At 63.6% G+C, this 25,608-nt stretch carries 22 protein-coding genes; 13 read left to right on the top strand and 9 right to left on the bottom strand.

Annotation, left to right across the window (positions count from 1 at the left end):
- On the top strand, window positions 1–924 hold a 924-nt coding region (locus IT540_RS20185; protein ID WP_291181673.1), incomplete at its 5' end, for a sigma 54-interacting transcriptional regulator.
- Between the two features lie 263 nt (window positions 925–1,187).
- Here IT540_RS20185 and IT540_RS20190 read toward each other — a convergent pair.
- From IT540_RS20190 to IT540_RS20200, 3 genes are all read right to left on the bottom strand, one after another.
- Window positions 1,188–1,943: an SDR family NAD(P)-dependent oxidoreductase gene (locus IT540_RS20190; protein ID WP_291181674.1), complete on the bottom strand. Its 756-nt coding sequence runs from the start codon at window positions 1,941–1,943 to the stop codon at window positions 1,188–1,190.
- A 167-nt stretch (window positions 1,944–2,110) separates the two neighbouring features.
- The gene (locus IT540_RS20195) at window positions 2,111–2,440 is read right to left on the bottom strand and encodes a hypothetical protein (protein ID WP_291181675.1); all 330 of its coding nucleotides are present in this window, start codon (window positions 2,438–2,440) and stop codon (window positions 2,111–2,113) included.
- 55 nt (window positions 2,441–2,495) lie between these two features.
- A complete protein-coding gene (locus IT540_RS20200) occupies window positions 2,496–3,335 on the bottom strand; it encodes an oxidoreductase (protein WP_291181676.1) in 840 nt (279 codons plus the stop codon).
- Between the two features lie 163 nt (window positions 3,336–3,498).
- Here IT540_RS20200 and IT540_RS20205 point away from each other — a divergent pair, with 163 nt between their 5' ends.
- Window positions 3,499–4,458, top strand: a complete 960-nt coding sequence (locus tag IT540_RS20205) for an AraC family transcriptional regulator (RefSeq protein WP_291181677.1) — start codon at window positions 3,499–3,501, stop codon at window positions 4,456–4,458.
- Between the two features lie 383 nt (window positions 4,459–4,841).
- Here IT540_RS20205 and IT540_RS20210 read toward each other — a convergent pair whose 3' ends face one another.
- Entirely contained in the window at window positions 4,842–5,468 is a 627-nt protein-coding gene (locus IT540_RS20210; protein WP_291181678.1) for a TetR/AcrR family transcriptional regulator, read from the bottom strand.
- 166 nt (window positions 5,469–5,634) lie between these two features.
- Between IT540_RS20210 and IT540_RS20215 the strand changes: the two genes are divergently transcribed.
- From IT540_RS20215 to IT540_RS20240, 6 genes are all read left to right on the top strand, one after another.
- Complete coding sequence (locus IT540_RS20215; protein WP_366030424.1) at window positions 5,635–6,102, top strand: anthrone oxygenase family protein; 468 nt, start codon at window positions 5,635–5,637, stop codon at window positions 6,100–6,102.
- A gap of 122 nt (window positions 6,103–6,224) precedes the next feature.
- Window positions 6,225–6,659, top strand: coding sequence for a VOC family protein (locus IT540_RS20220; protein ID WP_291181680.1), 435 nt, complete (start codon window positions 6,225–6,227; stop codon window positions 6,657–6,659).
- 574 nt (window positions 6,660–7,233) lie between these two features.
- Complete coding sequence (locus IT540_RS20225; RefSeq protein WP_291181681.1) at window positions 7,234–8,016, top strand: competence protein CoiA family protein; 783 nt, start codon at window positions 7,234–7,236, stop codon at window positions 8,014–8,016.
- 636 nt (window positions 8,017–8,652) lie between these two features.
- Entirely contained in the window at window positions 8,653–9,429 is a 777-nt protein-coding gene (locus tag IT540_RS20230) for a hypothetical protein (protein ID WP_291181682.1), read from the top strand.
- Window positions 9,430–9,461: 32 nt separating this feature from the next.
- Window positions 9,462–9,914 (top strand): hypothetical protein, encoded by a 453-nt coding sequence (locus IT540_RS20235; RefSeq protein ID WP_291181683.1) that lies wholly within the window; start codon window positions 9,462–9,464, stop codon window positions 9,912–9,914.
- A 141-nt stretch (window positions 9,915–10,055) separates the two neighbouring features.
- A complete protein-coding gene (locus IT540_RS20240) occupies window positions 10,056–10,967 on the top strand; it encodes a DUF4157 domain-containing protein (protein ID WP_291181684.1) in 912 nt (303 codons plus the stop codon).
- Between the two features lie 714 nt (window positions 10,968–11,681).
- Here the strand turns inward: IT540_RS20240 and IT540_RS20245 are convergent.
- Window positions 11,682–13,547 carry a sigma 54-interacting transcriptional regulator gene (locus IT540_RS20245; RefSeq protein WP_291181685.1) on the bottom strand — a complete coding sequence of 622 codons (1,866 nt, stop codon included), beginning with the start codon at window positions 13,545–13,547 and terminating at the stop codon, window positions 11,682–11,684.
- A 200-nt stretch (window positions 13,548–13,747) separates the two neighbouring features.
- On the opposite strand from IT540_RS20245, the gene IT540_RS20250 reads away from it, so the two are divergent.
- From IT540_RS20250 to IT540_RS20270, 5 genes are all read left to right on the top strand, one after another.
- Window positions 13,748–15,130 (top strand): CmpA/NrtA family ABC transporter substrate-binding protein, encoded by a 1,383-nt coding sequence (locus IT540_RS20250; RefSeq protein ID WP_291181686.1) that lies wholly within the window; start codon window positions 13,748–13,750, stop codon window positions 15,128–15,130.
- On the top strand, window positions 15,130–15,969 hold the full coding sequence (gene ntrB, locus IT540_RS20255; RefSeq protein WP_291181687.1) for a nitrate ABC transporter permease: 840 nt from the start codon (window positions 15,130–15,132) through the stop codon (window positions 15,967–15,969). Before IT540_RS20250 ends, ntrB begins: the two co-directional genes overlap by 1 nt.
- The gene (locus IT540_RS20260; RefSeq protein WP_291181688.1) at window positions 15,959–16,849 is read left to right on the top strand and encodes an ABC transporter ATP-binding protein; all 891 of its coding nucleotides are present in this window, start codon (window positions 15,959–15,961) and stop codon (window positions 16,847–16,849) included. The genes ntrB and IT540_RS20260 overlap by 11 nt, the downstream gene beginning before the upstream one ends.
- Before the next feature lie 33 nt (window positions 16,850–16,882).
- Window positions 16,883–17,365: a cyanase gene (cynS, locus tag IT540_RS20265; protein ID WP_291181689.1), complete on the top strand. Its 483-nt coding sequence runs from the start codon at window positions 16,883–16,885 to the stop codon at window positions 17,363–17,365.
- 84 nt (window positions 17,366–17,449) lie between these two features.
- Window positions 17,450–18,730: a porin gene (locus IT540_RS20270; RefSeq protein WP_291181690.1), complete on the top strand. Its 1,281-nt coding sequence runs from the start codon at window positions 17,450–17,452 to the stop codon at window positions 18,728–18,730.
- Window positions 18,731–18,767: 37 nt separating this feature from the next.
- Here IT540_RS20270 and IT540_RS20275 read toward each other — a convergent pair whose 3' ends face one another.
- From IT540_RS20275 to IT540_RS20290, 4 genes are all read right to left on the bottom strand, one after another.
- Complete coding sequence (locus tag IT540_RS20275) at window positions 18,768–21,464, bottom strand: nitrate reductase (RefSeq protein WP_291181691.1); 2,697 nt, start codon at window positions 21,462–21,464, stop codon at window positions 18,768–18,770.
- A 10-nt stretch (window positions 21,465–21,474) separates the two neighbouring features.
- Window positions 21,475–23,079 carry a sulfite reductase subunit alpha gene (locus IT540_RS20280; RefSeq protein ID WP_291181692.1) on the bottom strand — a complete coding sequence of 535 codons (1,605 nt, stop codon included), beginning with the start codon at window positions 23,077–23,079 and terminating at the stop codon, window positions 21,475–21,477.
- Window positions 23,076–24,848, bottom strand: coding sequence for a NirA family protein (locus tag IT540_RS20285; RefSeq protein WP_291181693.1), 1,773 nt, complete (start codon window positions 24,846–24,848; stop codon window positions 23,076–23,078). Before IT540_RS20285 ends, IT540_RS20280 begins: the two co-directional genes overlap by 4 nt.
- A gap of 13 nt (window positions 24,849–24,861) precedes the next feature.
- A partial coding sequence (locus IT540_RS20290; RefSeq protein ID WP_291181694.1) for an FAD-dependent oxidoreductase occupies window positions 24,862–25,608 on the bottom strand: 747 nt, incomplete at its 5' end.

Here is a 25,608-nt window from a genome sequence, read left to right on the forward strand (position 1 = left end):
GACCTAAAACAGCAGGTCAGCAGGATCAAGCGTCTCGCCAACGGGCGACTGCCCATATTGCTGCAGGGTGAGACCGGAACCGGCAAGGAGGAGTTCGCGCGCGCTATCCACGGCTTCTGTTCTCGGTCGTCAGGCCCGTTTGTTGCAATCGACTGCTCATCGATTCCCGAGAGCTTAGTCGAAAGCGAGCTTTTCGGATACGAGATTGGCACCTTCACAGGTGGTCGGAGAGAAGGTCGACGAGGCAGGCTCGTTGACGCACACAACGGCACGCTATTTCTAGACGAAATCGGTGATATGCCATTGGCGCTGCAAACGCGTCTCCTGCGCGTACTGGCGCAGCGGGAGATCGTACCACTAGGAGGCGCGAAACCAATTGCGGTCGACTTCGATGTGATTTGCGCCAGTCATCAAGATTTGCCAAAGCTGGTCGATGATGGGCGATTTCGACAAGATCTTTTTTTTCGCATAGCCGGTCTCCGCATCGCATTGCCGCCACTTCGCGACAGGCAAGATAAGGAGCGGATCATCAGCCAAGCCTTTACCATTGAGGCAGCCGATATGGAGCTTACTCCCGCTCCAACGCTCTCAACAACTGCTCTTGGGATCTTATTGGCGTACACATGGCCAGGCAACATCCGCGAACTGCGCCTTGCCGCGCGCTATGCATTGGCGAATGCCATGCTCTGCGAGATCCATCCAAATGATCTTCCGAGCTGGCTTTTTCCTAGAGGCACCGCCACGCACAAATCCGTTAGCGAACCAAGTTGCGCGGGGGAAGACATTCCGGCGTCTGAATTGGTTGCGGTTATTGAGCGGCACAGTTGGTGTATTTCCGCCGCCGCAGCGAGCCTGAAGATCAATCGGCGCACGTTGCACCGTTGGATGAAGCGGCATTCGATCGCTCGGCCGAAGAAAAACTGAGAGCCGTCGCGAAAGAAGTTGAGGAAGCCTGAACGTGGCTAATCACACGATAGCGGCCATCCAATGCAAGAGTACCCTCGATAGTCATACTCCAATTTAATCGGGCAATGTCACGATGTGCCTACAAAGTGATCGGCGGGCTTGAATTTTCCACACCTAGCCGGTGGCCGCCGTAAATCGTTCGACGGGAGTCCCAGAAGCGGATGTTCGCGGTCGTGTTCAGTGACCCATTCCGGATGGTCTCCGAAGTAGAGGGATGCCGACTACGGCTGATCGGTCGGCCGGATGACGATCTCGTTGACCGCGACACGGCGCGGATTCGTTACGATGAAGGCGATAGCCTCCGCGATGTCCTCGGCCAGCAGTCGCTCGACCTCGCCGAACATGGCCGTGAAGTTTTCCCACTGGCCCTCGGCATTCCAGAGTTCGGTCGCGACCGCCCCGGGCTCGACAACGGAAAATCGCAGCGACTGCCGGGTGTATTCCTGGCGCCAGGCTTCCGTCGCCGCGGTCACGGCGAACTTGGTGGCGTTGTAAATCGCGACCCGCGCTGCCGCGAAGCGTCCACCAACCGACGAGATGTTGACGACGTCGGCCACCTTGCGGGGGCTCGTACCGACCGCCGCGAGCAGGTGCGGTAGTGCGGCCTTCGTCACATACATCAGGCCGCGAAGGTTCACGTCCACCATCTTGTCCCAGTCCGAAAGCGGACTCTCGATGGAAGGGCCATTGAGCATGACGCCGGCGGCGTTCACGACGGTATCAAGCCGCCCGAACTCTGCGATGGTGTGCGCGACCACGCCTTCTGCCTGCGAAGCCGAAGCGATGTCAGCGCCGATCGCGATGGCTCCGCCGCCCTTCGCGCGGATATCGCTCGCGAGCTTCTCTAGCCGGTCGACCCGACGCGCGACGAGCGCGACGCGCGCGCCGGCTGCCACCAAGCGCACTGCCGCTGCCTGGCCGATGCCGCTTGATGCGCCGGTGATCAGCGCGACAGTATTGTTCAGTGATTCAGCCATGGCGAAGTAGCCTCGTGGGTTTGAGAAAAGTCGGCCGGTCGCATTGCCTCGCCGATCGCGGCGGCCCCGACCTGCTAACGGCTTGTTCTAGGATCGCGCGGCTCGTGCCCGTTACTCGGATCTTTCCTGATGGTTGCCCATTTCTCTGGACCCCAGATCCCGCCGGCTCAACGCATGTATCCGGCGACAAGCACCAGACCGCATGCGCTAACCAGCAGCGCGATCTTCAGTGCCGACGCGCTCTCGCCCAGGAAAGCGACACCAAACAGGATGGAGGAAAGCGGCAAGGTACTGGCCACCAACGGGATCGCGACGGAGAGGTTCACGCCCGTTGCGACCACCCGGGCCAGCAGACCAATTCCGACCCCGAAGCCCAGGAACATGCCGATTGTCGGCCACAGCGCCGTAAGCCCCTTGGTGGCAGGTATCAGGAGAGCACCCGCTACCTGTGTCGCTGTGCTCACAAGCAGCAGAATGATGACGGATGGCGAGAACATCGGCATTTCCCTTTTTCGACATGCCCGATGGAAATCGGCATTGCCTGTGTTGGAGCTATTCGGAGATGTCGGTGGATACCGACAGGCCGCGCCACTTATCCGCTTCGGTGCGGTTCGTCTCTGCGCGATTGCTCACGATTCCATAGGCATCGGAGCCTACGGCGAAGCGGACCGGCGGATCTTCCGATGCGGCCAGGGATACGATCGCCTTGCCAAGCTTCGCGGGATCGCCCGCCTGCCTGTGGTTCATTTCGTCCAGGCCGGCTTTGCGCCTGGCTGAATAGTCTGCGTAGTCCGCAATGGCGATGTCGTCGTAGGAAACCGAGCTGGGATCGAGGAAGTCCGTGCGGAAGTATCCCGGCTCGATCACGATGGTCCTGATGCCGAATTGTGCGAGCTCCAGGCTCAACGATTCCGACCAGCCTTCCAGCGCAAACTTGGTGGCGCAGTAGATGGAGGCCCCATCGAAGCCGATCAAGCCGCCGACGGATGACACGGTGAGAACGTGGCCAGAGCGTTGTGCACGCATCACCGGTAGTACCGCCCGCGTTACTGCGAAGACGCCGAAGACATTGGTCGCAAACTGCCGATCGATGGCGGCAACAGAGAGCTGTTCGAAGGCGCCGAGCTGGCCGTAGCCGGCATTGTTGACCAGCACGTCGATGCGGCCGAAGCGCTTGAATGCGGCATCGACGGCCGCCGCGATGGATCCCTCGTCCGTGACATCGAGCGGCAAGACCAGGAGACGGTCGTCAAAGCCTGCAAGTCCGGCTTTCGTCTGCTCCGTCTTGCGCGCCGTTGCGACGACTTGATCTCCGGCCTCAAGCGCCGCGCGGGCAATTTCAAGTCCAAGGCCCCGGCTTGCGCCGGTGATGAACCATGTCTTTGTGTGCATGCGCCTTCCTCTTTCGCGGGTGCACACCATTCATGGCCGGCGGCCTGCGAAACGCGTTAGCCCTATCCTGTCGGATTCTTGCCTGATCCTCTGCCATGCGATCTTTTTTGACGACCGTAGCGCTGCGCCGTTGCTATGATTAGGCAACCAGGAGCGCCATGAGATGGAGTACAGGACGACCAAAGAAGACGACGCGCGGCGGCGGGAAACCCTGGCGATCCGCGGCGCGCTCGCGAAGACAATTCTGGGCGTGCTTGGTGATCGCGAGGATCTGGAGGCACCCGGTCTTGGCCTAATGCTGGCGAAACGCACCCATCCGACCGAGCCGACCCCCTATCAATACGAGCCGTCGCTGGCGATGATCATCAGGGGGCGCAAGCGCGTTATTCTTGGCAACACGACATACGTCTACGACGAGTCGCTTTTTCTTCTCACGGCCGTCAACCTGCCGACGATTACCCAGGTTCTTGTAGCAAGTCCCAGGGCCCCATACATTTCAATCCTGTTAAGGCTCGATCTTGTCGCTGCGAAGCAGCTCATTGCGGAGATCGATGCGGATGAGGCGGCCGCGCTGCCGGGATCTGCAATGGCCGTTGGACCGGCCACCCTGCAATTGTTCGATGCTCTGGCCCGGCTGATCGATCTCCTCGTGACGCCGAAGGATGCGCCGATCCTCGGTGATCTCATTCAGCGGGAGATGCTCTACCGCGTGCTTACCAGTCCCGCCGGTGCGCGGCTGCGCGAGATCGTGCGCATCGGCACGCAAAGCAACAGGGTCGCTCGTGCCGTCACCTGGCTGCGCGAGAACTACAAAGCTCCGCTGCGTATCGAGGAACTGGCGCACCTGTCAGGCATGGGCGTCTCGACGCTGCACCATCATTTCCGCGTCCTGACGTCAATGAGCCCGCTTCAGTTCCAGAAGCATCTGCGGCTTCATGAAGCCCGGCGCCTGTTGCTTTGCGAGGACATGGATGCAGCGACGGCGGCCTTTTTTGTCGGATATGAAAGCGCTACGCAGTTCAACCGGGAATACCGCCGTCTCTTCGGCGCACCGCCTATGCGTGATGTGAAGGCCCTGCGATCCAACTCCGAGACCTCGCCAGAGGTGGACGGGGTTCTGTGAGCGGTCGCCAATGACGGCCGCACATCCGAACTGACAAGGACATCAAGCAAGCAGACTGCTGGGTCCCAAAAGCGGAAGTCAGCAACCGTTGCCGTATGGTTGCTCGGTGCCACGGTGTGAGCGCCAGTAAGGAGGCGAGAAGCGGAAGTTGAACGGCTGCACTGAAGCACGCTAATGACCCGGAGCGGAACTCGTGGCCGCTCCAGCCACGAGGGAAGCATTATCCGGATCTGTGCGGCTCTCGTCTGGCTCGAGGACGGCGTGGGAGCCGCGAAGAAGCTGCTGCTCGCAAATGAGCAACTTGCGGGCGCGTGCTCGTCGTTCCGTTGCCGCGATTGCTGATCTTGGCGACAGCGAGTTCGACGCGCTCATCGCATTGTTGACTATTGCGAGACCGTCGCCAGTTCTTTCAAAGCCATGCGCTTATAGATTTCGACGAGGCGATCGCCTTCGGCGCGATCGACGGAAATCGCCAGTCGCATCGTCGCCTCGCCGAGCTGCCAGATGAGAAACGCCGCCGAGGCAAGTTGAGCAGGGTCCGCCTCCGGGCGCAGGCGCCGCCAGACGCCTGCCAAGGCCGCGGCACTTTTGCGACTGTCTGCAAGCTCAAGCTCCCGCAAGGTCTTGTCGACCTGCGTGCCCGACCAGATGTCGCGCATCACCGGCTCGGCCAGGCAGATCGCGTAGTAGGTATCGACAAGCCCGGCGAACGCTGTGAGCAAGCCTTGCTCATCCGACACGCCGGCAAGCTCGGCATCGATGCAGGCGCGGTTTTCGGCCGTGAAACGCTCGGCCAGAGCACGGATTATGGCACTCTTGTCCGGAAAGAACTGATAGAGCGAGCCGATCGACACGCCGGCGCGTCCGGCTACCTCCCCCATCTTCATCGCATCGCTGCCGCGCTCGGCAATCAGTTCGCGCGCGGCCGCCAACATGCGCTCGACGCGTTCGCGGCTGCGCTGCTGTGTCGGTTCCTTGCGGGTCAAGGGCGTGTGTGATCCTGCCGGCATAAATATGAGCTTCTCTCACATTCTTTCTTGACAGCTAGAATATGAGGATTTATCACATTTAGCAATGTGAGGACTCCTCATATTTACAGGTGGCGAGTGGTCTCTGGAATCCGCCGCGGCCTGCGTTAGCCGCCATTCGGCCCCGAGGGAGGCAGCTATGCTCTCAATGCTCATTCCCACGATCAACTTGCTGGCCCTGCTCGGCAGCGGGCTGATGGCCGGCCTGTTCTTCGCCTATTCCAACTCGGTGATGCCGGCGCTGGCGAAAATGCCTGGTCCGCAAGGCATCACCGCGATGAACCAGATCAACGTGGTGATCCAAAATCCCCTCTTCTTCCTGATCTTCATGGGCACGGCAGTTCTTGCGCTGATCTTGGCCGCCGCGGCGCTTCTGGGCGGAACGGCCAGGCCAGCCTGGATCCTGATCGGTGCGGCGCTCTACCTCGTCGGCAGCATCGCCGTCACGATGGGCATCAACGTGCCGATGAACAATGCGCTCGCTGCGGCCGGCCCCGACAGCGCCAGCAGCGCGGCGCTCTGGGCAGCCCATCTCGAACGCTGGGTGTTCTGGAACCATGTGCGGGCGGCAGCGTGCACCGGATCGTTGGCAGCGTTCGCGATGGCGATGAGGTAGCCCAAGCCAGCGGATGTCGGCACCGAGGGCGCGGATGCGTCCTTGGAGACATCAAGCGACACGACGCTCCGGACATTAGTCGGAGAGAACTCAACACTGGGAAACGGGACAAGGAGAAACGCATGTCCAAGATGATCTTCGTAAACCTGCCGGTCAGTGATCTCGCAGCCGCGACACGCTTCTACGGGGCGATCGGGTGCGAGAAGAACGAGCAGTTCAGCGACCACCAGTCGTCGAGCATGGTCTGGTCCGACAGCATCACATTCCAATTGCTGGCCACCGACTACTTCGCCACTTTCACACCGAAGAAGATCGCGGACGCGAAGGCGACCAGCGAAGTTCTCATCGCTCTGTCTTGCGACAGCCGGGAAGATGTGGACGCAACGGTGGATGCCGGCGCGAAAGCCGGTGGCGAGGCCGATATCCGCGAGCGACAGGAATTGGGCTTCATGTACAATCGGTGCCTGGCGGATCCCGATGGTCATATCTTCGAGTTCATATGGATGGATACGAGTGCGGCATCGGACACCTCCGGTCAGCAATCTGGATCAACCTGAGTCTGAGTGTCATGTGATGTCGGATGTCGGCGGTGGGTTGCGGCCCTAGCCACCGCCGGTCCAATGTCCGCTTGGGCAGTGTTCCGAAAATCGCGCAGCGCCTCGGCGACGTCAGTTTCTGGTAACGCGCAGAGTGAAACGTCAGTTCGTCGTAGTTGGGCAGAAACGGCCGGCGCTCGGCTGTCGAATCTGACCCGTCGCTGACTCCGCCCCAAGAGCAGTTTCGTCCCACGAGTGGAAGTCGAGCGATTTGGGACTGAAGCAGTGCTGGCCTATATTGCTTATGTCCGCTGCCTCATGGACAGCCGACGTTCTGCGGCGGCAAAGAAGCTGGCTTTTTGGCCGTCTCCGGACGAGTCGCGTTTGCGTGTGCTGGCGGAGGGAGCCGCCAGGAAATTTTGACAAGCACGCATTGACGAACAGCAGCGCCTGCCCAAATAGCAACCAATGACAAGGCGGCGCCACAGCCGCCATTGAAAAACCAGCGACAGAGATGCTCTGGCCAACGCTGACGTGAAGCACCCGCTTCAGTCTGCAACCCGCAACCGTCGCAAGCGTGACGGAGCGCTAGGCCATGAGGACGACGATGAAATTCGCGCATGTCTCCGGCTGCCGCCGGGAAGCCGAGACCTCGTTGATCGGCACATGTCCGGTCTGCGGCAACGCCGTGATCGCCCGGTGTGGCACGCAGCGGGCATGGCACTGGGCGCACCGGAGTCGGCGCAGTTGCGATCCCTGGTGGGAGAACGAGAGCGACTGGCACCGGAGCTGGAAGAACCATTTCCCCGCCGACTGGCAGGAGATCGTGCACAGCGGTCCGTACGGTCAACGGCACATCGCCGACGTCAAGACCGCGGCCGGCCTGGTGCTGGAGTTCCAGCACTCGCCGCTGGCGCCGATGGAGCGTCATGCGCGGGAAACCTTCTACCGCAACATGGTCTGGGTGGTGGATGGCCTGCGCCGGATCCGAGACCGGGGCGCGTTCCTCGAGGCGCTGCAGGTCCGCCGCGGCCGTACATTACCCGTCTGCATGTCGTCGGACGACAGCGCGCTGCTGCGCGACTGGTCGGGGTGCACCACCCCGGTGTACTTCGACTTTGGAACCGGGAGCCTTGAGGCGCCGCTGCCGTTGTGGCGCCTGCAGCCGGGCGATCACGACAACAAGTATCACCTGATCCCCGTCGCCCGGGATGACTTCGTGCGCGCGCACCTGGCGGGCGAGGTCTTGGAGACGCGGCTCGATGGTTTGGTCGAAGAAGCTCTCGAGGCACGGAGGTCGGCGGTGACCTCCGGCGGCGCGCTACCCGGTTTCGAGCGTTATGCAGCGCGACGGCTGCGACAGCGACGGCGGTACTAGGTTGCACTTGAGATCGCAGGCGGTCCACAAGCCTCGACCAGCGTCGCCGCACGGGCGGGTCGGCTTGCTACCCGCCGGCAACTGACCACTGCTGACATACGGCACCATTCAGGCGCTAACACTCGGTCCCAACAGCGGCCATCTGTTAGCAGTGACCGCCGCGCCTGATGCGTCAAGTGTCTCGCGTCTGCTTGCCGACGAAGAATAGACATCCGTCGGCTCCGGCGAACCATCACTACTGAGCCTGAGCGGACATGGTGGGGCTCTCGTTGTGGATGACCGGCGGTCTTTCTCTCGTTCATCCGCCACGTCTCCCTTTGAGGCGCCTCCTCTTCTCCCCTGTCGTCGCGCGCTTGTGCTCAAGTGGGCGCAACCTCGCCACGCGCGTGCGCCAACGATTGTCACTTGAATGGACGCGGTACGCGGCTCCGTCGCGCGCGATAGAGCGCTGCTCGCCCGTTAGGGTGGGAGGCACCAAAAAACCAAATTAAAAAAAATATAGAAAGCTCGCATTTCAATGATCCAGAACGCATTTCCGAAACATGAATGCCAGATGAATGAAAACTGCCAAAAACCGCCACAAATGACCAAAAGAAGTAGACGGATCGTCGGTATGGTACCCATTTGGAGGGACTGATGTCGAAGGCGTGGAAGGGGGCGTTGGCTGCACTTGCTATGGTGGCTGTGTCAGCCCCGGCGCTTGCTTCTGAGGGAGAGCTTTCGCCTCGCGAAGCTAAAGAGCGCATTGCCTCCGACGTGGAAGCGCATCGCCGGAGGCTCTCTGATGCGAAGGCGAAGCTTGAAGCGCTGATTGCTGAGCGCGATTCTCCGAACGTCAAACAGCGGCTTGATGAGCTGGAGGAAACACTTGCGAAGGCCGCGGCGGGCACGTTGAAGGACGCTGTCGAGCAATTCAAGGACGGCCCGGTGGTCGGGGCGAAGAAGACGGCAAACGCGATCGAGCGCGCGAAGGACTTGGTTGATCGCTATGACCAAGTGGTGGGGGCATCAGGCAAGGTCGCGGAAGCGCAATGGCCGAAAATTGGGATCGATGATGACATCCGGCGTCAGGAAGCAAAGGTCGGGAAGGCCGCGATTGCGTTGAAGAGGGCCGAGTTCGCGGCGAACGCTGTTGTTCCTTTCTTGGACGCGTTGGAGGAACAGCGCGTGCAGCGTCTGAAGAACGAGCGCGCGGCGGCACATCAGAAAGACACGGCGGCGGTGCAGCGGAAGTTTGATTCACTTCCGAAACGTTATCCGACGCCGGGAGCCGCGTATGACAGCGGTGGCAATTATCCATCGCGCGGAGGCGGAGGTGCGGGTTCTTATGCTGGGAATTCCGGCGGTGGTGCTAGTGGCAGCGCAGGCTCGTGTGGGACGCAGTTCTGCGCCGAGTACTACTACAAGCGATAAGTGTTTGTCTTTGCCTTACGGTGATAATCACAATGATCTTAAAAAATGCAATGTTCGCCGGTCTCGCCCTGATGGCGGTGTCTTCCGACGCGGTCGCTAAAGTTTATCCTGGTCGTCAGTCCTGCCCGCTGCAGTCACCGCAGAACAGCTGGCCTGATTATCTTAGTGGCAAGTTCGGTGACCGGACTCGGTATTTCTCCGTGCGCATGACGCGCAACGTGGGGGGTTATCTGGTGAAGAACTACTGCTACACGGTCATCTATGCTGGTAACGGTGTTTGGACGGCTTCTGGACATTTCATCAACGGGCAGGGGCGGAACGAAGCGGCCAACCACAATACCAAGGGTGGATTGCCGGAGAACTACCAGATGCAGATCTGGCACTACGCGTTCACGTTCAACGAGGCGGGAGAGGTCTATTTCGCTGGTGACAACAAGCTTGCTGGGCAGATGTATTGCCGTATCGGCTCGGAGTGCTGGAAGTAGGGTGCAGATCCCGCAGGGTACAGTGTGACCCTGCAACATTGAACTGAAGCCGAGACAACAGGTGTGCCGGTCACGCCATCAGCTTCAGCACGCTGTTCACGAGCGTCATTTGATAGTGCTAATCGGCGGTCGTTTATGAGAATGCGGTTTTATCATTTTGCATATTTGGCCATTGGCGTGTTGTCGCCTGTCGGCGGGCAATGCATAGCGTTCGATCCGACGGGCGGCCTACTGCGCCAAATAATACCTGATAAGCCGGAAGACTTGCCGCGCCGCCTTGATCCGAGGAACGGGCTTCCTGGCGGCCCGGTACTGACGCCGATGCCGGCACCAGTGGTTCTCTCGCCAAAAGCGTTGCTTGATAAGGCGACGCAAGCGGCCGACAACATGCCGGTGATCAGGGACATACAGGGCAAGGGGGAGCAGTTGCGTACGGAGATGCGAGATCGCATCGCGGGGTCCATCGGTGGCAAGAAAGCACAAAAGTTTGTAGCGGACTTCGACAGGATCACGAAGCCTCTGACGCCGGCGCACGCTGATGCTGCCGCGCGAGGGATGCTCATGTTTATCAAGACGGGTGATTTTGCGTATCTCAATCCGACCGTGTTCGCCACGGCCGGCGAGATTAAGAAAGCGCGCGATGACAATTGGAATAGAGCGAAACCCGTCGATCGTCGCGTGATCGCCGAGATGCCCGACGATCTCAAGGCCAAAATCGCCAACGTTCGCGTGATGCGAAAGAAAGATTTGGTCGGTGAACTTAGTCTTCCTTGGATGGCGACCAATCGAATCCCGGCGATCTGCTTGATTGATGTGATCGTGTTCAGGGACATACCCAGTTGGAAGAGCCAGTGGGATAAGCATCTCTGGGCCCACGAATTTGCGCACGTATTGCAGTATCAGCGATTGGGTGTCGATGGATTTGCCCGTGAGTTCATGGGCCATGAGCTTCGTTTTAGTAAGGAAGTAAACCCGCTCGAGAAGGAGGCGGATGTCTATGCCTGCGCGAAGTTCCGGGTGGATGAGCCAGGCTACATTGGCGCGTGCCCCTAGTCGGAAGTGATGTTAATGGGGCGGGCTCGGTCGTGGTTGGGAAGTACATCCGAAGCGGCTGCGAGTTTGCAAAACACAAGGTCGATGAAGTGCCACTGAGCGTCTAGTATTTGGAGTTCGAGACTATTCTGGCGGCTTTCCTCAATCTGTGCGTGCTCGCCATTGGAGCGCGAACGTGTTCCATTCGATCCCAGTACGGAATTAATGTTGCCAAATCGTAAGCAGCGCTTGCATCGGCCTTTGGCGATTTGAGCTTCGCTATGGCAACCACGATCTCGAAGGGGTGACGTCCGCTGATCGAGGGACTGCCGACACGACGGACCTCGCGGCTGAGCTTGGGATCACGCGATGGGTCGTCGTCCGCTTTCTCGGCATCGCTACGATGGCGACACCGCAGGTTCGTCCCACGAGCGGAAGTCGGGATCTGAACTGATCAATGGATGATTGCGATGTGATTGACGGCAGTTGCTGAGGGACAAACGGTCATTCACGGCGGGCGGCAGAAGTCAGTCAATGCCCCCGTGACGTAAGGCCCGCGGTCCGCAGCCTCCCTCACCCAACGAACTGTGTCACTGGTCACGACGGCTCATATTCCATCGCAGCCGTGCGGCGTCGGCCGAGTTCCAGAAGCCGACATCGGCAAATGCAATCAGCTCAATCTCTCCTGTAGGTCCTGACGGGGGTCATCCCGCATGGGTGCCCGCCAGCTCGGCTTCACGCCGGTCGGGGCTTGGTCTCGATCTTCAAAGCCTTGATGCGCGAGGTCAGCGTTGTCGGCCTGACGCCCAGCAGTTCGGCAGCTCCTCCCTTGCCGAACACCTTGCCGTTGGCAGCCTCCAGTGCGGCGATGATGCTCTTGCGGTCGCGCGCACGGCGCTCCGCCTCGTCCACGATATCGCCATCCGCGGATTGCGATGTGGCGATCTGGACCGGCGTGGGGGCAGCGGGCAGGTCGATGCGCAACCGGCCATCGACCGCCAAGATGGCCGCGCGCTCGATGACGTTCTCCAGTTCCCTCACGTTGCCTGGCCAGTCGTAACGGCGCAGCCGCTCGATATCACCCTTGGTCAGCGAGAGCGAGCGCAACTTGAGCCTACGCGAGATCGTCTCAAGTGCGTGCTGGGCGAGCAGTGCGATGTCCTCCCGACGCTCCCTGAGCGGGGCCGAATAGATCGGAAACACCTCCAGGCGATAGTAGAGATCCTCGCGGAAGCGGCCGGCCTTCACCTCCTTGTCGAGAGAGCGGTTGGTAGCGGCGATGATGCGTACATCAACATTGCGCGTCCGCGTTTCTCCCACACGCTCGAACTGCTGCTCTTGAAGCACGCGCAGAAGCTTGCTCTGCAATTCAAGCGGTATCTCTCCGACCTCGTCCAGGAAGAGTGTCGCGCCGTCGGCCAGCTCGAAGCGTCCGACCCGGTCGCGTATCGCCCCCGTGAAGGCGCCTTTGGCGTGGCCGAAGAACTCGCTCTCGAATAGGGTCCGCGGTATTGCTGCGCAGTTGACACGGATTAAGGGTCTGTCCTTGCGCAGGCTCGCCTCGTGGATCGCGCGCGCGATCATCTCCTTGCCGGTTCCGGATTCACCCGTAATCAGCACCGTCGCATCGGTTTCTGCGACGAGCTGGATCTGGCGCAACACCTTCTGCATCGGCGGGCTCGCACCGACGATCTCGCCGTGGTGCAGCTCGATCTCTTCCTTGAGGTAGGCGTTCTCAAGCTCGAGCCTTTGGCGCAGCCGCTCGACCTCCTCCATGGCATTCTGAAGGCGCGCCTCGCTCTCGCGCCGTTGCGTGACGTCCCGAAACACGATGACGGCGCCGATGAGCCGTCCGCGCTCGCGGATCGGCGTCGACGTGTATTCGACGAACAGCGGTCGTCCGTCTTTGCGCCAGAACACCTCCGTGTCGATCTGGTGCACGGCGCCGTCGCGGAACGCGGCGTAGATCGGGCAGTCCGCATTCTCATACGCACTTCCGTCGACATGGCTGTGATGCACCATGTCGTGCATGTTGCAGCCGACGAGCTCACTTGCCTTCCAACCCAGCATGCGCTCGGCGGCGGGATTGACAAAGGTCGTTAGACCTTCGGCGTTGACGCCATAGATCCCCTCGCCGGCGGCGCGCAGGATCAGCCGGTTCTCGCGCTCGAGATCGAGGAAGTAACGCTCCGTGTGCTGCCACTCGTCGACACCGCTCTTCATGTAGAGGTCGGCCTCCTGATTGACGAGATGGCGCTGCCGCTCCTCGATGTCGGTCATCGCCACAAGCAGCCAGTCGCCACCACGTCGCGGAATGCGAGAGCCCATGTAGGCGAGCCGCAGGGCGCGGCCGTCGGCGTGACGCGGCGCGAGCGACTGGGTCCAGTAGCGGCCCTTGAGCAGCACCGCTTGGCTGAAGACGATGAGCGCGCCGAGCTGACCTGGATGCAGATCGCTGGCCTTCGCGCCGCGGAGCTCTTCGCGGGTCCTGCCGAACAGCTCGGCACCGCGCTGGTTCACATCAACGATGCGATCGGTGTGAGGATCGATGGCCAAGGAGGCGTCAGCGCAATGCTCGAACGCAAGACCAAGCCCTGGCATTCACGCCCCCTTCCGACACTACGAGATCTCGCAGACGTCACTACGAAGTTTCATGTTACACGAATTCTCGTAGCGTGATAGGTCGCGCCCAGAAGACAATAACATCATGAAAGGACTTACGAATATAGCGCCCATGCCAATTGGCACGTTCCTCGCTCAGCGCAAGTCCAGTCTGCAGGCTCAAAGCGAGCGAGGGGAACATGGGACTTTTTGACGATCCGTTTGACGGCGAGAAGGCGAAGCGGTCCGGCTGCAGTTGCGGCCAGCATGCGAGCCAATCGGCGCACGACGCCGCGCACGAGCACGAGACGCAACGCGTAGCGGCCGACGAATACGGTCGGCTGGAGCGCGTCGTGCAATCGGCTGTCGTCGAGGCGCTCTTTCCGGAGGCGGTGACACGCCGCGCCCTCCTTAGGGCGGTGGGGGCCTCGACGCTGCTGGCCGCCATCTTCCAGATGCTGCCTCTCGGCACGGTCACCGAAGCGTTCGCCGAGGGCGCGGCGCCCGAGAAGAAGGACCTCAAGGTCGGCTTCATCCCGATCACCTGCGCGACGCCGATCATCATGGCTCATCCCATGGGTTTCTATGCGAAGCAGGGACTCAACGTCGAGGTGATCAAGACCGCAGGCTGGGCGGTCATTCGCGACAAGACGATCAACAAGGAGTACGACGCGGCGCACATGCTCTCGCCCATGCCGATCGCGATTTCGCTCGGCGTCGGCTCGACGCCGCAGCCGTACACCATTCCCGCGATAGAGAATATCAACGGGCAGGCGATCACGCTGTCGCTGAAGCATAAAGAGAAGCGCGATCCCAAGACGTGGACGGGCTTCAAGTTTGCCGTGCCCTTCGACTACTCGATGCACAACTACCTGCTGCGCTACTATCTTGCCGAGGCCGGGCTCGATCCGGATGTGGACGTGCAGATCCGCGCCATCCCCCCGCCCGAGATGGTCGCCAACCTGCGGGCCGACAATATCGACGGCTTCCTGGGGCCAGATCCCGTCAACCAGCGCGCGGTCTACGACGGCGTCGGCTTCATCCACCTCCTGTCGAAGGAGCTTTGGGATGGTCACCCCTGCTGCGCGTTCGCGGCCTCGCAGGAATTCGTCACCTCCTTGCCGAACACCTACGCCGCGCTGCTCAAGGGCATTATCGAGGCGACCGCCTTCGCCACCAAGGCCGAGAACCGCAAGCAGATCGCCGAGGTCATCGCGCCGGCAAACTACCTGAACCAGCCGCCGATCGTCCTCGAGCAGATCCTGACCGGCACGTTTGCAGACGGCCTCGGCAACATCAAGACCGACGCCAAACGCGTCGACTTCGATCCGTTCCCCTATGAGAGCTTCGCCATCTGGATCATGACGCAGATGAAGCGTTGGGGGCAGATCAAAGGGGATGTGGATTACGCAGCGGTGGCGAAGCGGGTCTACCTCGCGACCGACGCAGCCAAGCTCATGAAGGAGGCCGGCTTCACGCCTCCGGAGTCGACGGCCAAGACCTTCTCCGTCATGGGTAAGCCGTTCGATTCCTCACAGCCCGAGGAGTACATCAGCAGCTTCACCATCAGGCGGGCCGGCTGATGACGCAATCGCTCAACGCACGGGCGGCGGCGTTGTCCGCCGCCATCCTGGTCGCGTTCCTGATCGTCTGGCACATCGCCGTCAGCGGCGTGGGCTCGACGCCGGAGATGGACCCAGAATACGCGCGCCTCATGGGCCAGACCGCGGTGCAGGGAACGTCCGCAGTCCCTGGGCCTCTCGATGTCGGCGCCAAGATCTGGGAGCACCTCGAACGTCCGTTCTACGACAACGGTCCTAACGACAAGGGGGTCGGCATCCAGCTTGCCTACTCTCTTGCCAGGGTGCTCGCGGGCTATCTGCTTGCGGTCACCCTCGCCGTACCTGTCGGGTTCCTGATCGGCATGTCGCCGCTCATGAGCCGTGCTCTCGATCCGTTCATTCAGATCCTGAAGCCGATCTCCCCGCTCGCCTGGATGCCGCTCGCTCTCTACACCATCAAAGACAGCGGCATCTCGGCCATCTTCGTCATTTTCATCTGCTCGCTGTGGCCGATGCTGATCAATACCGCGTTCGGCGTCGCGAGCGTCCGGAGGGACTGGCTCAACGTGTCGAGGACGCTCGAGCTCTCGCGGTGGCGAACGGCCACACGCGTCATCCTGCCGGCTGCAGCACCGACCATTCTCACCGGCATGCGCATCTCGATCGGCATCGCCTGGCTCGTCATCGTGGCGGCCGAGATGCTCGTCGGCGGCACGGGCATCGGCTACTTCGTCTGGAACGAGTGGAACAACCTCTCGATCACCAACGTCATCATCGCGATTCTGCTCATCGGCCTCGTCGGCATGGTGCTGGACCAGATCATGGGGCGGCTGCAGAGGATGGTGTCCTATGCTGAATAGCGCCCCGCGGGAAACGCGACCGTTGATCAGCGTCGAGGCGCTCGCCAAGCGCTTTCCCGACCCATCCGGCAACGATACGGTGACCGTGTTCGAGAACCTCTGGTTCACCGTCTATCCCGGCGAGTTCGTGTGCATCGTCGGACATTCGGGTTGCGGCAAGTCGACGATCCTCAACACCCTCGCCGGACTCGATGCGCCGAGCGAAGGCGTCGTCATCGTCGGCGGTCAGGCCATCGAAGGGCCGAGCCTCGACCGCGCGGTGATCTTCCAGAGTCACGCACTGATGCCCTGGATGACGGCGCTCGCCAACGTCGAGCTCGGCGTGGCCTCGCGCCACAAGGACTGGCCAGCGGCCGATGTGCGGGCGCACGCCATGAAGTATCTCGACCTCGTGCATCTCGCTGGCTCGGAGAACAAGAAGCCGCAGCAGCTCTCCGGCGGCATGAGGCAGCGGGTCGGTATTGGCCGCGCGCTCGCGATCGAGCCCAAGATCTTGCTCATGGACGAGCCGTTCAGCGCTCTCGATGCGCTGACTCGCGGCGCGCTCCAGGACGAGGTGCTGGCGATCCGCGCCAAGACACAGCAGACCACCTTCATGATCACGCACGACGTCGACGAAGCGCTGTTGCTGGCCGACCGTATCCTGCTCATGACCAACGGTCCGAAAGCGCGCATCGCGGAGATCGTCGAGAATACGCTGCCAACAGACCGTAAGCGAGCCGAGCTCCACAAGTATGCAAGCTACTACCCGCTGCGCAATCACCTGATGGACTTCCTGGTGACGCGCTCGCGCGAGCTCGCAGGGGGATCCGGTGCGTCGATCGACGCACGCCACCCTCCGGTGGTGCGGCCCGCCGCTGAAACACCGACCCGTGCCTAGACAACAACCGCCACATCTCAAGGAGAAGAAGCAATGAACAGAGCCCAACTCACCGAGCAGATCCTCGATATCAAGCGCGAGAAAGGCTGGACTTGGAAGCATATCACGAGCGAGATCGGAGGCGTCTCCGATGTGCTGGTGGTCGGTGCCCTGCTCGGCCAGCACAAGCTCATAAAGCCGTTGGCCGCCAAGGCTGCTAAGCTGTTCGGGCTGACGCCCGCGCAGGAGGCCATGCTGAACGAGATCCCATACCGCGGCACGCCGATGCCGCCGACTGATCCGTTGATCTACCGTCTCTACGAGCTCGTCATGGTCAACGGACCGGCATGGAAGGCTCTCATCGAGGAGGAGTTCGGCGACGGCATCATGTCGGCTATCGACTTCGACATGACGATGGAGCGCCAGGCCGATCCCAGGGGCGACCGCGTCAAAATCGGCATGACCGGCAAGTTCCTGCCCTTCAAGTACTACGGTGCCGAGCAGGGTCTGCCGGCATACGGCTTCAAGGAGGACTAGGGATCGACCCTTCAGGTGTTGGCGGGCTGCGCTTTCGAGCGCGGCCGCCGGCGGACTTATGGAAAAGTCAACGACGAGGACGGCATGACGAAAGCGGTTGGGATTTTTGCGACGATGGGGCTGTTGACGGTTGCAGAGGGGCCATTGGCGGCCGCGGATCTCGGCGGTCCGTGCTGCGCGGACCTCGAGGAGCGGATCGCCGAGCTTGAGGCGACGACGGCCCGCAAAGGCAACCGCAAGGTCTCGCTGACCATCTCCGGCTACATCGCCCAGGAGATCACGGTTTGGGATGACGGCGGCGAGAGCAACGCCTACATTCACGGCCTCGGCCCCACGCAGGCGTCGAATTTCAGGTTGAACGGCCAGGCGGTCATCACGCCGGGCTGGACGGCGGGCTACATGTTCCGCATCCAGGATCTCACCGGCAACGCCTTCACCGGTGGCAACGACGCCATCACACAGCTCAACGACACCAAGAACGACGGCCTGAACACGCAGATGGCCTTCTGGTATCTGGCGAGCAAGGACTACGGCAAGGTGAGTCTGGGCCGCCTCGCCCACGCCGCCAAGAGCGCGGCCATGTTCACCGATCTCTCCGGCACGCAGATCATCGACAACTACACGTTCCTGGCCGGCTTCCCCCACTTCCGCCTGCGCGAGACGTCGGGCGCGCTCTCGCCGCTCACCTGGGGCCAGCTCGGCTTCTGCTACACCCAGGGCGCGCCGCTCGGCGGCGACTGCAACGGCATCGTCATGAACGGCGTGCGCTACGACACGCCGACCTTCGCCGGCTTCACCGCCTCGGCGAGTTGGGGCGAGGACGATTTCTGGGAAGTCGCGCTGCGCTACGCGGGTGAGGTGGCGGGCTTCAAGCTCGCCTTCGGCGCCGGCTACACGGAGATGTCGGACGAAGGAACCTCGTCTCCCGTCGCCGTGACCACGGGCAAGGACTCGAACTTCTTCCAGGTCGGCGGCTACGCGGAGCACATCGCGACCGGCCTCTTCGTACACGGCGCCTACGGCCGCGAGGACAACAATGCGACACTGCTCGCCAACGGCTTCGTAGAACCGGACAGCGAACACTACTACGTCAAGGCCGGCATCCGCCGCAAATGGATGCCGCTCGGCGCAACTGTCGTTTACGGCGACTACGCGGCCTACCTGGACCAGCTTGGCCCGGCCGCGCTGGCGGCCGGCGCCACGTCGAGCACGCTGGAGCGCTTCGGCGGCGGCATCGCCCAGGAGATCGATGCCGCGGCCATGACGCTCTACATGAAGTACCAGCGCTACGAGGCCGACGTGGATGGGCTTGCCGATTTCGAGGACGCGAACTTCGTGAGCTTCGGCGGCCTCATCAACTTCTGACGAAGCGGCCGCCGCTGAACCAGCAAGCCGCCCCGGCTCACGCCACGGGCGCGCGCGCCTTGCTCTCCACCACCAGCCGGCGCAGCTCGGGCAGGCACGACCCGCAGTTCGTGCCCGCCTTGAGCACAGTGCCGATCTCCTCCGCGGAGCCGGCACGCCCGTCGGCCACTGCCTTGCAGATCTTCTTGCGGCCGACACCGAAGCACGCGCAGACGAGCGGACCTTGATCGGCATCGAGGTCCGGCGCGCGGCCCGCGAGCAGCGCACGCCGCGCCGCATCGGTGAGCATCGGCGCGGCGAGCTGTTGCTTGAGCCATTCCCAGCCGGGCAAGGCGCCCGGACTCTTGGCGAGGAACAGGCAGACTTCGAGCCCGCCGTCTACGATGACGGCAGCGCGATAGCGACCCTGTCCCTCGTCCAGCAGCTCCGCCAGCGTCTCGTAACCACCGAGCAGCACCTTCGATATGTCCGCCCAGTGCGCACCGGGCGCGGGCGCCGCGAGCCTGTAGCCGACACCGCCTTCCACGGCGGAATGCGCCCACCAGACGCCCTTCGGCATCTGGACGGCTTCCCGGCAGAGCAGGAAGCCGTGCACGGCGAACGTCACGGGCGCGATCGTCGCTTGCGTGGCCTTGAGCTCCGGCTGGCCGGAGACGGGGTCATAGACCTGCTGCACGAGCGCACCCACGCGCGCATCGGAGGCGGTGGCCCCGTTCCAATGGATCGGCGCGAAGATCTCCCCCATGCGCTGCGACGCCGTCACCGCAACGCGCAGAACGGCGCTGCCATGCAACGTCGAGACGCGCGCAAAGCCGCCGTCCCCTACGCCGAACGCCTCTGCGTCCACCGGATGGATCGAGACGCAGGGCTCGTCGATGTGCGCGCCGAGCCGCGGCGACTTCCCCGTCCGCGTCATCGTATGCCACTGGTCGCGCACGCGGCCGGTGTTGAGCAAGAGCGGCAGCAGGCGCCCCGGCGTGGCCGCGAGCTTCGGGTCTGCGACGGCGACGAAGCGCGCACGCCGGTCGGGCGTGAAGAAGCCGCCCGAGGCGAACAGCCGCTTGCGCCCCGACGGCGCCGCAGACTCGACCGGCCATTGCACCGGCACCAGGCGCTCGTACTCCGCGTCCGAAAGCTCGGCCAGCCCGGACGCGTCGAAGTCGCGGTCGCCGCCGTTCTCGAATCCCGAGAGCGCGGCATGCTCCCTGAAAATGTCGGCCGCGGAGGCATAGCTGAACGCCTCGGAAAATCCCATGCGCTTCGCCACCTCGGCGATGATCCACCAGTCGGGCTTGGCCTCTCCGGCCTGCGGTAGGAAGGCGCGCTGGCGCGAGATGCGCCGCTCGGAGTTCGTGACCGTCCCGTCCTTCTCGCCCCAGCCGGACGCGGGGAGGAGGACATGCGGGCCGGCCGCGATGGTATCGGTGTTGGCGACGACATCCGACACCACGAGCAGGTCGAGCTGCCCGAGCGCGCTGCGCACGGCGTCCGCGCGCGGCAGGCTGACCACCGGATTGGTGGCCATGATCCAGAGCGCCTTGATGCGCCCCTGCGCCACCGCCTCGAACAGGTCGACCGCCTTCAACCCCGGACGCGTGGCCACCGACGGCGCGTTCCAGAACTGCCGCACGCGCGCCACGCTCTCCCCGTCGAAGTCCATGTGCGCCGCGAGCTGGTTGGCGAGCCCGCCGACCTCGCGCCCGCCCATGGCGTTCGGCTGCCCTGTCAACGAGAACGGCCCAATGCCGGGCTTGCCGATGCGGCCCGTCGCCAGATGGCAGTTGATGATGGCGTTGACCTTGTCCGTGCCCTGCGCCGATTGGTTGACGCCTTGCGAGTAGAGCGTTACCGCGCGCTCCGTCTCCGCGAACCAGGAGAAGAACGTCTCGATGCGCTCCCGCGGCACCTGACAGCGCTCCGCCACGGCATCGATGTCGGGCGCGATATGACGCGCACGCGCCAGCGCCTCCGCGTAGCCCGTGGTGTGGTCGCGCAGGAATGCGCGGTCGAGCACGCCACGGTCGGCGAGAAACGCGAACAGCCCGCAGAATAGCACCGAATCCATGCCCGGCGCGATCTGGATCAGAAGATCCGCCTCGTCGGACGTCGGCGTCGCGCGCGGATCGATCACCACGATGCGTGCCCCGCGCTCGCGCTTGTTCCTGGCTATGCGCTGATAGAGCACTGGATGGCACCAGGCCGCGTTCGAGCCGACGAGCACCAGCAGATCCGCTTCGTCCAGATCCTCGTAGCAGCCCGGAACCGTGTCCGACCCGAACGCACGCCGGTGGCCCGCCACCGACGACGCCATGCAAAGCCGCGAGTTGGTGTCGATATTGGCCGAGCCGATGAACCCCTTCATCAGCTTGTTGGCGACGTAGTAGTCCTCGGTGAGGAGCTGCCCGGACACATAGAAGGCAACCGAGTCCGGCCCGTGCCGTTCCACCGTCTCCTTGAACCCGCGCGCAACGGCGTTGAGCGCGTCGTCCCAGGAGGCGCGCGCGAGCTGTCCCTCGGCGTCGCGCAGCATGGGATGGAGCAGCCGCCCCTCGAGCGACAGCGTTTCGCCGAGCGCCGAGCCCTTGGAGCACAGGCGCCCGAAGTTGGCAGGATGCTCCGGATCGCCCTGGATCTGCGCGCCTCCGAACCCGTCCGGCCGCGCCACGACCCCGCAGCCGACCCCGCAGTACGGGCAGGTCGTCTTGACAGCGGGCGGCGACGCAGGCGCGTTCATGCAGGCTCCATCAATAGACGTCCGCCTGGTAGCGGCCGACCTTCTTGAGCGCCGCGATGTAGGCTTTCGCGTCCTCGGGAGAGACCTTGCCGTGCTCGGCGACGATGTCCGTGAGCGCCGTTTCGACATCCTTCGCCATGCGTTTGGCATCGCCGCAGATATAGAAGTGCGCGCCCTTCTCGAGCCACGCGAACAGCTCCGCGCCCTCCTCGCGCATGCGATCCTGCACGTAGACCTTGCGGTCTCCGTCGCGCGACCACGCGAGCGACAATCGCGTCAGCGTGCCGGACTTCTGCAAAAGCCCAAGCTCGGCCTCGTAGAAGAAGTCCGTCGCACGCCGCTGGTGACCGTAGAACAGCCACGCAGGACCTTCGGCCTTCGTCGCATAGCGCTCCTGCAGGAAGGCGCGGAACGGCGCAACGCCCGTGCCGGGGCCGACCATGATGATCGGCGTCGCGCCATCCTTCGGCAGCGCAAAGCCGTGCGCCTTCTGCACGTAGGCCTTGAGCGCAGACCCGGGCGCCAGGCGCTCCCCGAGAAACGTCGAGGCCACGCCGAGCCGCTCGCGCCCTTGCACCTCGTAGCGGACCGCATCGACGGTGAGCGACACGCGGCCGGGGTTCCTCTTCATCGACGACGAAATCGAGTAGAGGCGCGGCTGCAGCGGCTCGAGCACCTCGTAGAAGGCCTCCGGATCCGGGCGCAGCCCAGGGAACTTCTCGAGCGCGCCGAGAACGTCCAGCGTCGCCGCGTCCCCGTCCGGGTCCTCCCCCTGCGCGAGCACCTTGGCCTTGCGCTTGCGCTCCCCGCCAGTCAGGTACGAGATCAGCTGGAACAGCGCGTCCGGCGCCGGCGCGAGCGACGTGTCAGCGATCAGCGCCTCACGCAGCGTCTTGTCGCCAATCGGAAAATCCGCCGGCGCCGCAATCGCGGCCAGCACCGCATCGACAAGGCGCGGATCGTTCTCTGGAAACACGCCGAGGCTGTCGCCGGGCTCGTAGTCGAGCCCACTCTCGGTGAGGTCGATCTCGATATGGTTGGTGACTTTCTCCGAGCCTTCGCCGTTGAGCCGCTGCCGCGAGGCGAACCGCACGGGCACCGGCGCCTCGCGTGAGCGACCCGGTCGCACATCACCCGTCGTGGCAGGCTTGGCACTCTCCTTGGCGCGCTTCTCGTCGGGATCGAGCACGCCGCCGCCCATCTCCTCGACCAGCGTCTTCAGCATGCGCGCCGTGGCCTTCCCGCCGGGAACGCAGAGGTTGAGACGCGGCTCCGCCTGCTCGTGGATGGCGTCGGCATAGTCCTCACAGTTGTAGCCGCACTGCCCGCAGTCCTGCTGCGCCATGGCCGCCATCATGCGCCGGTTGAGCGGACGCCCCTCGGCGAGCTGCATGCGCGCGTCGATCTCGATCGCCGGATCGTGCCAGGGCGCCGCGCCGTCATCGCCGCCGGCGACACCCACCGCGCCGAGATCGGCGGTGGTGGCCGGCGCCGCACCGGCATCGAGCGACAGCACGCCGGCAAAGAAGCCATTGAGCCAGGCCCGCTGCTCGGTCGTGAACGGCGCCGTGTCGGGGATGAGCGTAAGGCTCGGCGGAGGCGTCTGGATCGTCATGCGGCGTACTCCCCGGCGAGGCGCCGCAGCGTGTCGCTGTCATGCCGGTTGGCGAAGGCGAAGAATGTCTCCGAGGCATCCGCCCGGTGCGCGAGGTAGGCGCCGAGCAGCCGCTCGACGGCCGCGGGGCAGTCCTCGCTCTTAACGTCGCGAAGCACCTCGCGGCCAATCTTCGGGGCGCTGCCCGAGCCGCCGCCGACCAGGATGTGGAATCCCTCGGCCGTATCGCCCTCGTCGTTGACCGGCACCTTGGCGCCGATCAGGCCGATGTCTCCGATGTAGTGCTGCGCGCAGGAGTGATGGCACCCGGTGAGATGGATGTTGACCGGCAGGTCGAGCGCGAGACGGCTTTCGACGTGCACGGCAATCGCCTCTGCCGTGCCCTTGGTGTTCGACGCGGCGAACTTGCAGCCCGTATTGCCTGTGCAGGCGACGAGCCCAGCGCGCACGGCCGACGCCGACGCCGCAAGCCCCATCGCCGTAATCCGCTCCAGCGCCTTGGGAACGTTCGCGTCGGCAACACCGGAGACGATGAGGTTTTGCCACACGGTCAGCCGGACATCCCCATCACCCAGCTCGCGCGCGAGCGCCGCGACGGCACGCATCTGCTCGCCCGTGAGCTTGCCGACGGGCAGCACGAGCCCGATCCAGTTCAGCCCCGCCTGCTTCTGCGCATGCACGCCGACGTGCGCCATGCGGTCGGGCTCACGCCGTAGCTTGATGTGCGCCGCATCGATGCGCGTCAGCGCGCTGCCGAGCTTGGCCTCGACGGCGGCCAGGAACTTGTCGAAACCCCAGTCGTCGAGCACGTACTTGAGCCGCGCCTTGTTGCGGTTGGTGCGGTCGCCGCTCTCGATGAACACGCGCACGATGGCGTCGGCGACCCGCGTCGCCTCGCGCAGCGCCAGGATAACGCCCGTATCGCGTGCGAAATCCTTGTGCCCGGTGATGCCGCCCAGCATGAGGCGAAAGTAGACGCCCGCGGCAACCGGCGCGCCGTCCTCGACCTCGACCGCCTGGAATCCAATGTCGTTGGTCTCCTCGAGTGCGGCGATCATGCCCGCCCCGTCGTAGGCGACGTTGAACTTGCGCGGCAGGCCGGTGAGCGAGCGGTCATTCAGCACATGGAAGTGCCAGTCGCGCGCATAGGGACGCGTATCGAGCAGCTCATGGGGGTCGATGCCGGCCGTCGGCGTCCCGGTCACGTTGCGGATGTTGTCGGCGCCGGACCCGCGCGAGCAGAGCCCCAGGTCCTGAATCGCTTCCACCACATTGACCGCGTTCGCCGCCTCGATCTCGCGGATCTGGAAGTTGGCGCGCGTCGTCACGTGGGCATAGCCGCCGCCATAGCGCTCAGCCACGTCGGCAAGCCCGGCGAGCTGCCAGTGCGTGAGGATGCCGTTCGGGATGCGCAGCCGGCACATGTAGCTGTTCTGCGTCGGCGCGACATAGAAGAGGCCGTAGTAGCGCCAGCGGAAATTGTCCGGCGGCTTCGGATATTCGCCGCTCTCGGCCTGCGCCTTGAGCCGCGGATAGGCATCGAACGGATGCTCCTCTCGCTTCCAGTTTTCCTGGTCTACGAGCTTCTTGCCCTTGGCCTTGGCGGTATCCTGCGCCTTGAGGTGGATCACGTCCGGCCCGATGGGCTCGGCCGCGCGGCCGCCTGCCCCGCCCATCGGCTTCAGGCCGTGCGCCACGCGCCCCGCCTGCACACCGGAGACGAAACCTTCGAGATAGCGCTTCTGCTCCGTCGAGAACTCGGCTGTCATATCGCGACCTCGCTCATGCAGCCTGCGCCTCGGGCTCGGCGAACGCGCGCCCGAACACGAGGCCGTCGCGCAGCCCGGACACCGGACGCCCCGAACGGATGAGATCGAGATACCAGAGCGCATCGCTGGTATCGCCGACCAGCACCGCGCCCGCGAGCCGCCCCTCGTGGATCACGAGCTTGCGGTAAGTCTGCCGTCCGGGATCGCTGAGCACGATCGGCTCCGTGCCCGCAGCACCGAGAAAGTCGCCGGCCGAGAAGACATTGACGCCGGAGACCTTGAGGTTGGTGGCGAGCAGCGAGCCGTCGTAGCGCGCCGCCTGTCCGGCCAGATTGCGGGCCAGCACGCGCGCCTGCTCGTAGGCCGGCTCCACAAGCCCGTAGCAGACGCCGCGGTGCTCGGCGCACTCGCCGATGGCGTAGACATCGGGCGTGCTGGTGGCAAGGTCATCGCCGACCACGATGCCGCGATTGACCTCGAGCCCCGCGCCACGCGCAAGCCGCACGTTCGGCCGGATGCCGACCGCCATCACGACGAGATCGGCGGGCACGTTACGGCCGTCCTTGAGCCTGAGTCCCGCCACCTTGCGCCGGCCCTGGATCGCTTCGCTCTCGCCGTTGAGCAGAACCTGGATACCGCGCGCCTCGAGCGCGGCCTTGAGAAGATCGGCCGCGCGGACGTCGAGCTGCCGCTCCATCAGCCGGTCCATGAGGTGCACCACCGACACCTCCGCCCCGGCCTTCATGAGGCCGTACGCCGC

This window comes from Hyphomicrobium sp. (genome assembly GCF_020852195.1).
Taxonomy (GTDB): domain Bacteria; phylum Pseudomonadota; class Alphaproteobacteria; order Rhizobiales; family Hyphomicrobiaceae; genus Hyphomicrobium_C.

What these genes read in the sequence shown, in the direction of transcription:
- IT540_RS20190 (WP_291181674.1), bottom strand. Translation starts at nt 1,943, where the DNA reads ATGGCTGAATCACTGAACAATACTGTCGCGCTGATCACCGGCGCATCA.
- IT540_RS20195 (WP_291181675.1), bottom strand. Translation starts at nt 2,440, where the DNA reads ATGTTCTCGCCATCCGTCATCATTCTGCTGCTTGTGAGCACAGCGACA.
- IT540_RS20200 (WP_291181676.1), bottom strand. Translation starts at nt 3,335, where the DNA reads ATGCACACAAAGACATGGTTCATCACCGGCGCAAGCCGGGGCCTTGGA.
- IT540_RS20205 (WP_291181677.1), top strand. Translation starts at nt 3,499, where the DNA reads ATGGAGTACAGGACGACCAAAGAAGACGACGCGCGGCGGCGGGAAACC.
- IT540_RS20210 (WP_291181678.1), bottom strand. Translation starts at nt 5,468, where the DNA reads ATGCCGGCAGGATCACACACGCCCTTGACCCGCAAGGAACCGACACAG.
- IT540_RS20215 (WP_366030424.1), top strand. Translation starts at nt 5,635, where the DNA reads ATGCTCATTCCCACGATCAACTTGCTGGCCCTGCTCGGCAGCGGGCTG.
- IT540_RS20220 (WP_291181680.1), top strand. Translation starts at nt 6,225, where the DNA reads ATGTCCAAGATGATCTTCGTAAACCTGCCGGTCAGTGATCTCGCAGCC.
- IT540_RS20225 (WP_291181681.1), top strand. Translation starts at nt 7,234, where the DNA reads ATGAGGACGACGATGAAATTCGCGCATGTCTCCGGCTGCCGCCGGGAA.
- IT540_RS20230 (WP_291181682.1), top strand. Translation starts at nt 8,653, where the DNA reads ATGTCGAAGGCGTGGAAGGGGGCGTTGGCTGCACTTGCTATGGTGGCT.
- IT540_RS20235 (WP_291181683.1), top strand. Translation starts at nt 9,462, where the DNA reads ATGATCTTAAAAAATGCAATGTTCGCCGGTCTCGCCCTGATGGCGGTG.
- IT540_RS20240 (WP_291181684.1), top strand. Translation starts at nt 10,056, where the DNA reads ATGCGGTTTTATCATTTTGCATATTTGGCCATTGGCGTGTTGTCGCCT.
- IT540_RS20245 (WP_291181685.1), bottom strand. Translation starts at nt 13,547, where the DNA reads ATGCCAGGGCTTGGTCTTGCGTTCGAGCATTGCGCTGACGCCTCCTTG.
- IT540_RS20250 (WP_291181686.1), top strand. Translation starts at nt 13,748, where the DNA reads ATGGGACTTTTTGACGATCCGTTTGACGGCGAGAAGGCGAAGCGGTCC.
- ntrB (WP_291181687.1), top strand. Translation starts at nt 15,130, where the DNA reads ATGACGCAATCGCTCAACGCACGGGCGGCGGCGTTGTCCGCCGCCATC.
- IT540_RS20260 (WP_291181688.1), top strand. Translation starts at nt 15,959, where the DNA reads ATGCTGAATAGCGCCCCGCGGGAAACGCGACCGTTGATCAGCGTCGAG.
- cynS (WP_291181689.1), top strand. Translation starts at nt 16,883, where the DNA reads ATGAACAGAGCCCAACTCACCGAGCAGATCCTCGATATCAAGCGCGAG.
- IT540_RS20270 (WP_291181690.1), top strand. Translation starts at nt 17,450, where the DNA reads ATGACGAAAGCGGTTGGGATTTTTGCGACGATGGGGCTGTTGACGGTT.
- IT540_RS20275 (WP_291181691.1), bottom strand. Translation starts at nt 21,464, where the DNA reads ATGAACGCGCCTGCGTCGCCGCCCGCTGTCAAGACGACCTGCCCGTAC.
- IT540_RS20280 (WP_291181692.1), bottom strand. Translation starts at nt 23,079, where the DNA reads ATGACGATCCAGACGCCTCCGCCGAGCCTTACGCTCATCCCCGACACG.
- IT540_RS20285 (WP_291181693.1), bottom strand. Translation starts at nt 24,848, where the DNA reads ATGACAGCCGAGTTCTCGACGGAGCAGAAGCGCTATCTCGAAGGTTTC.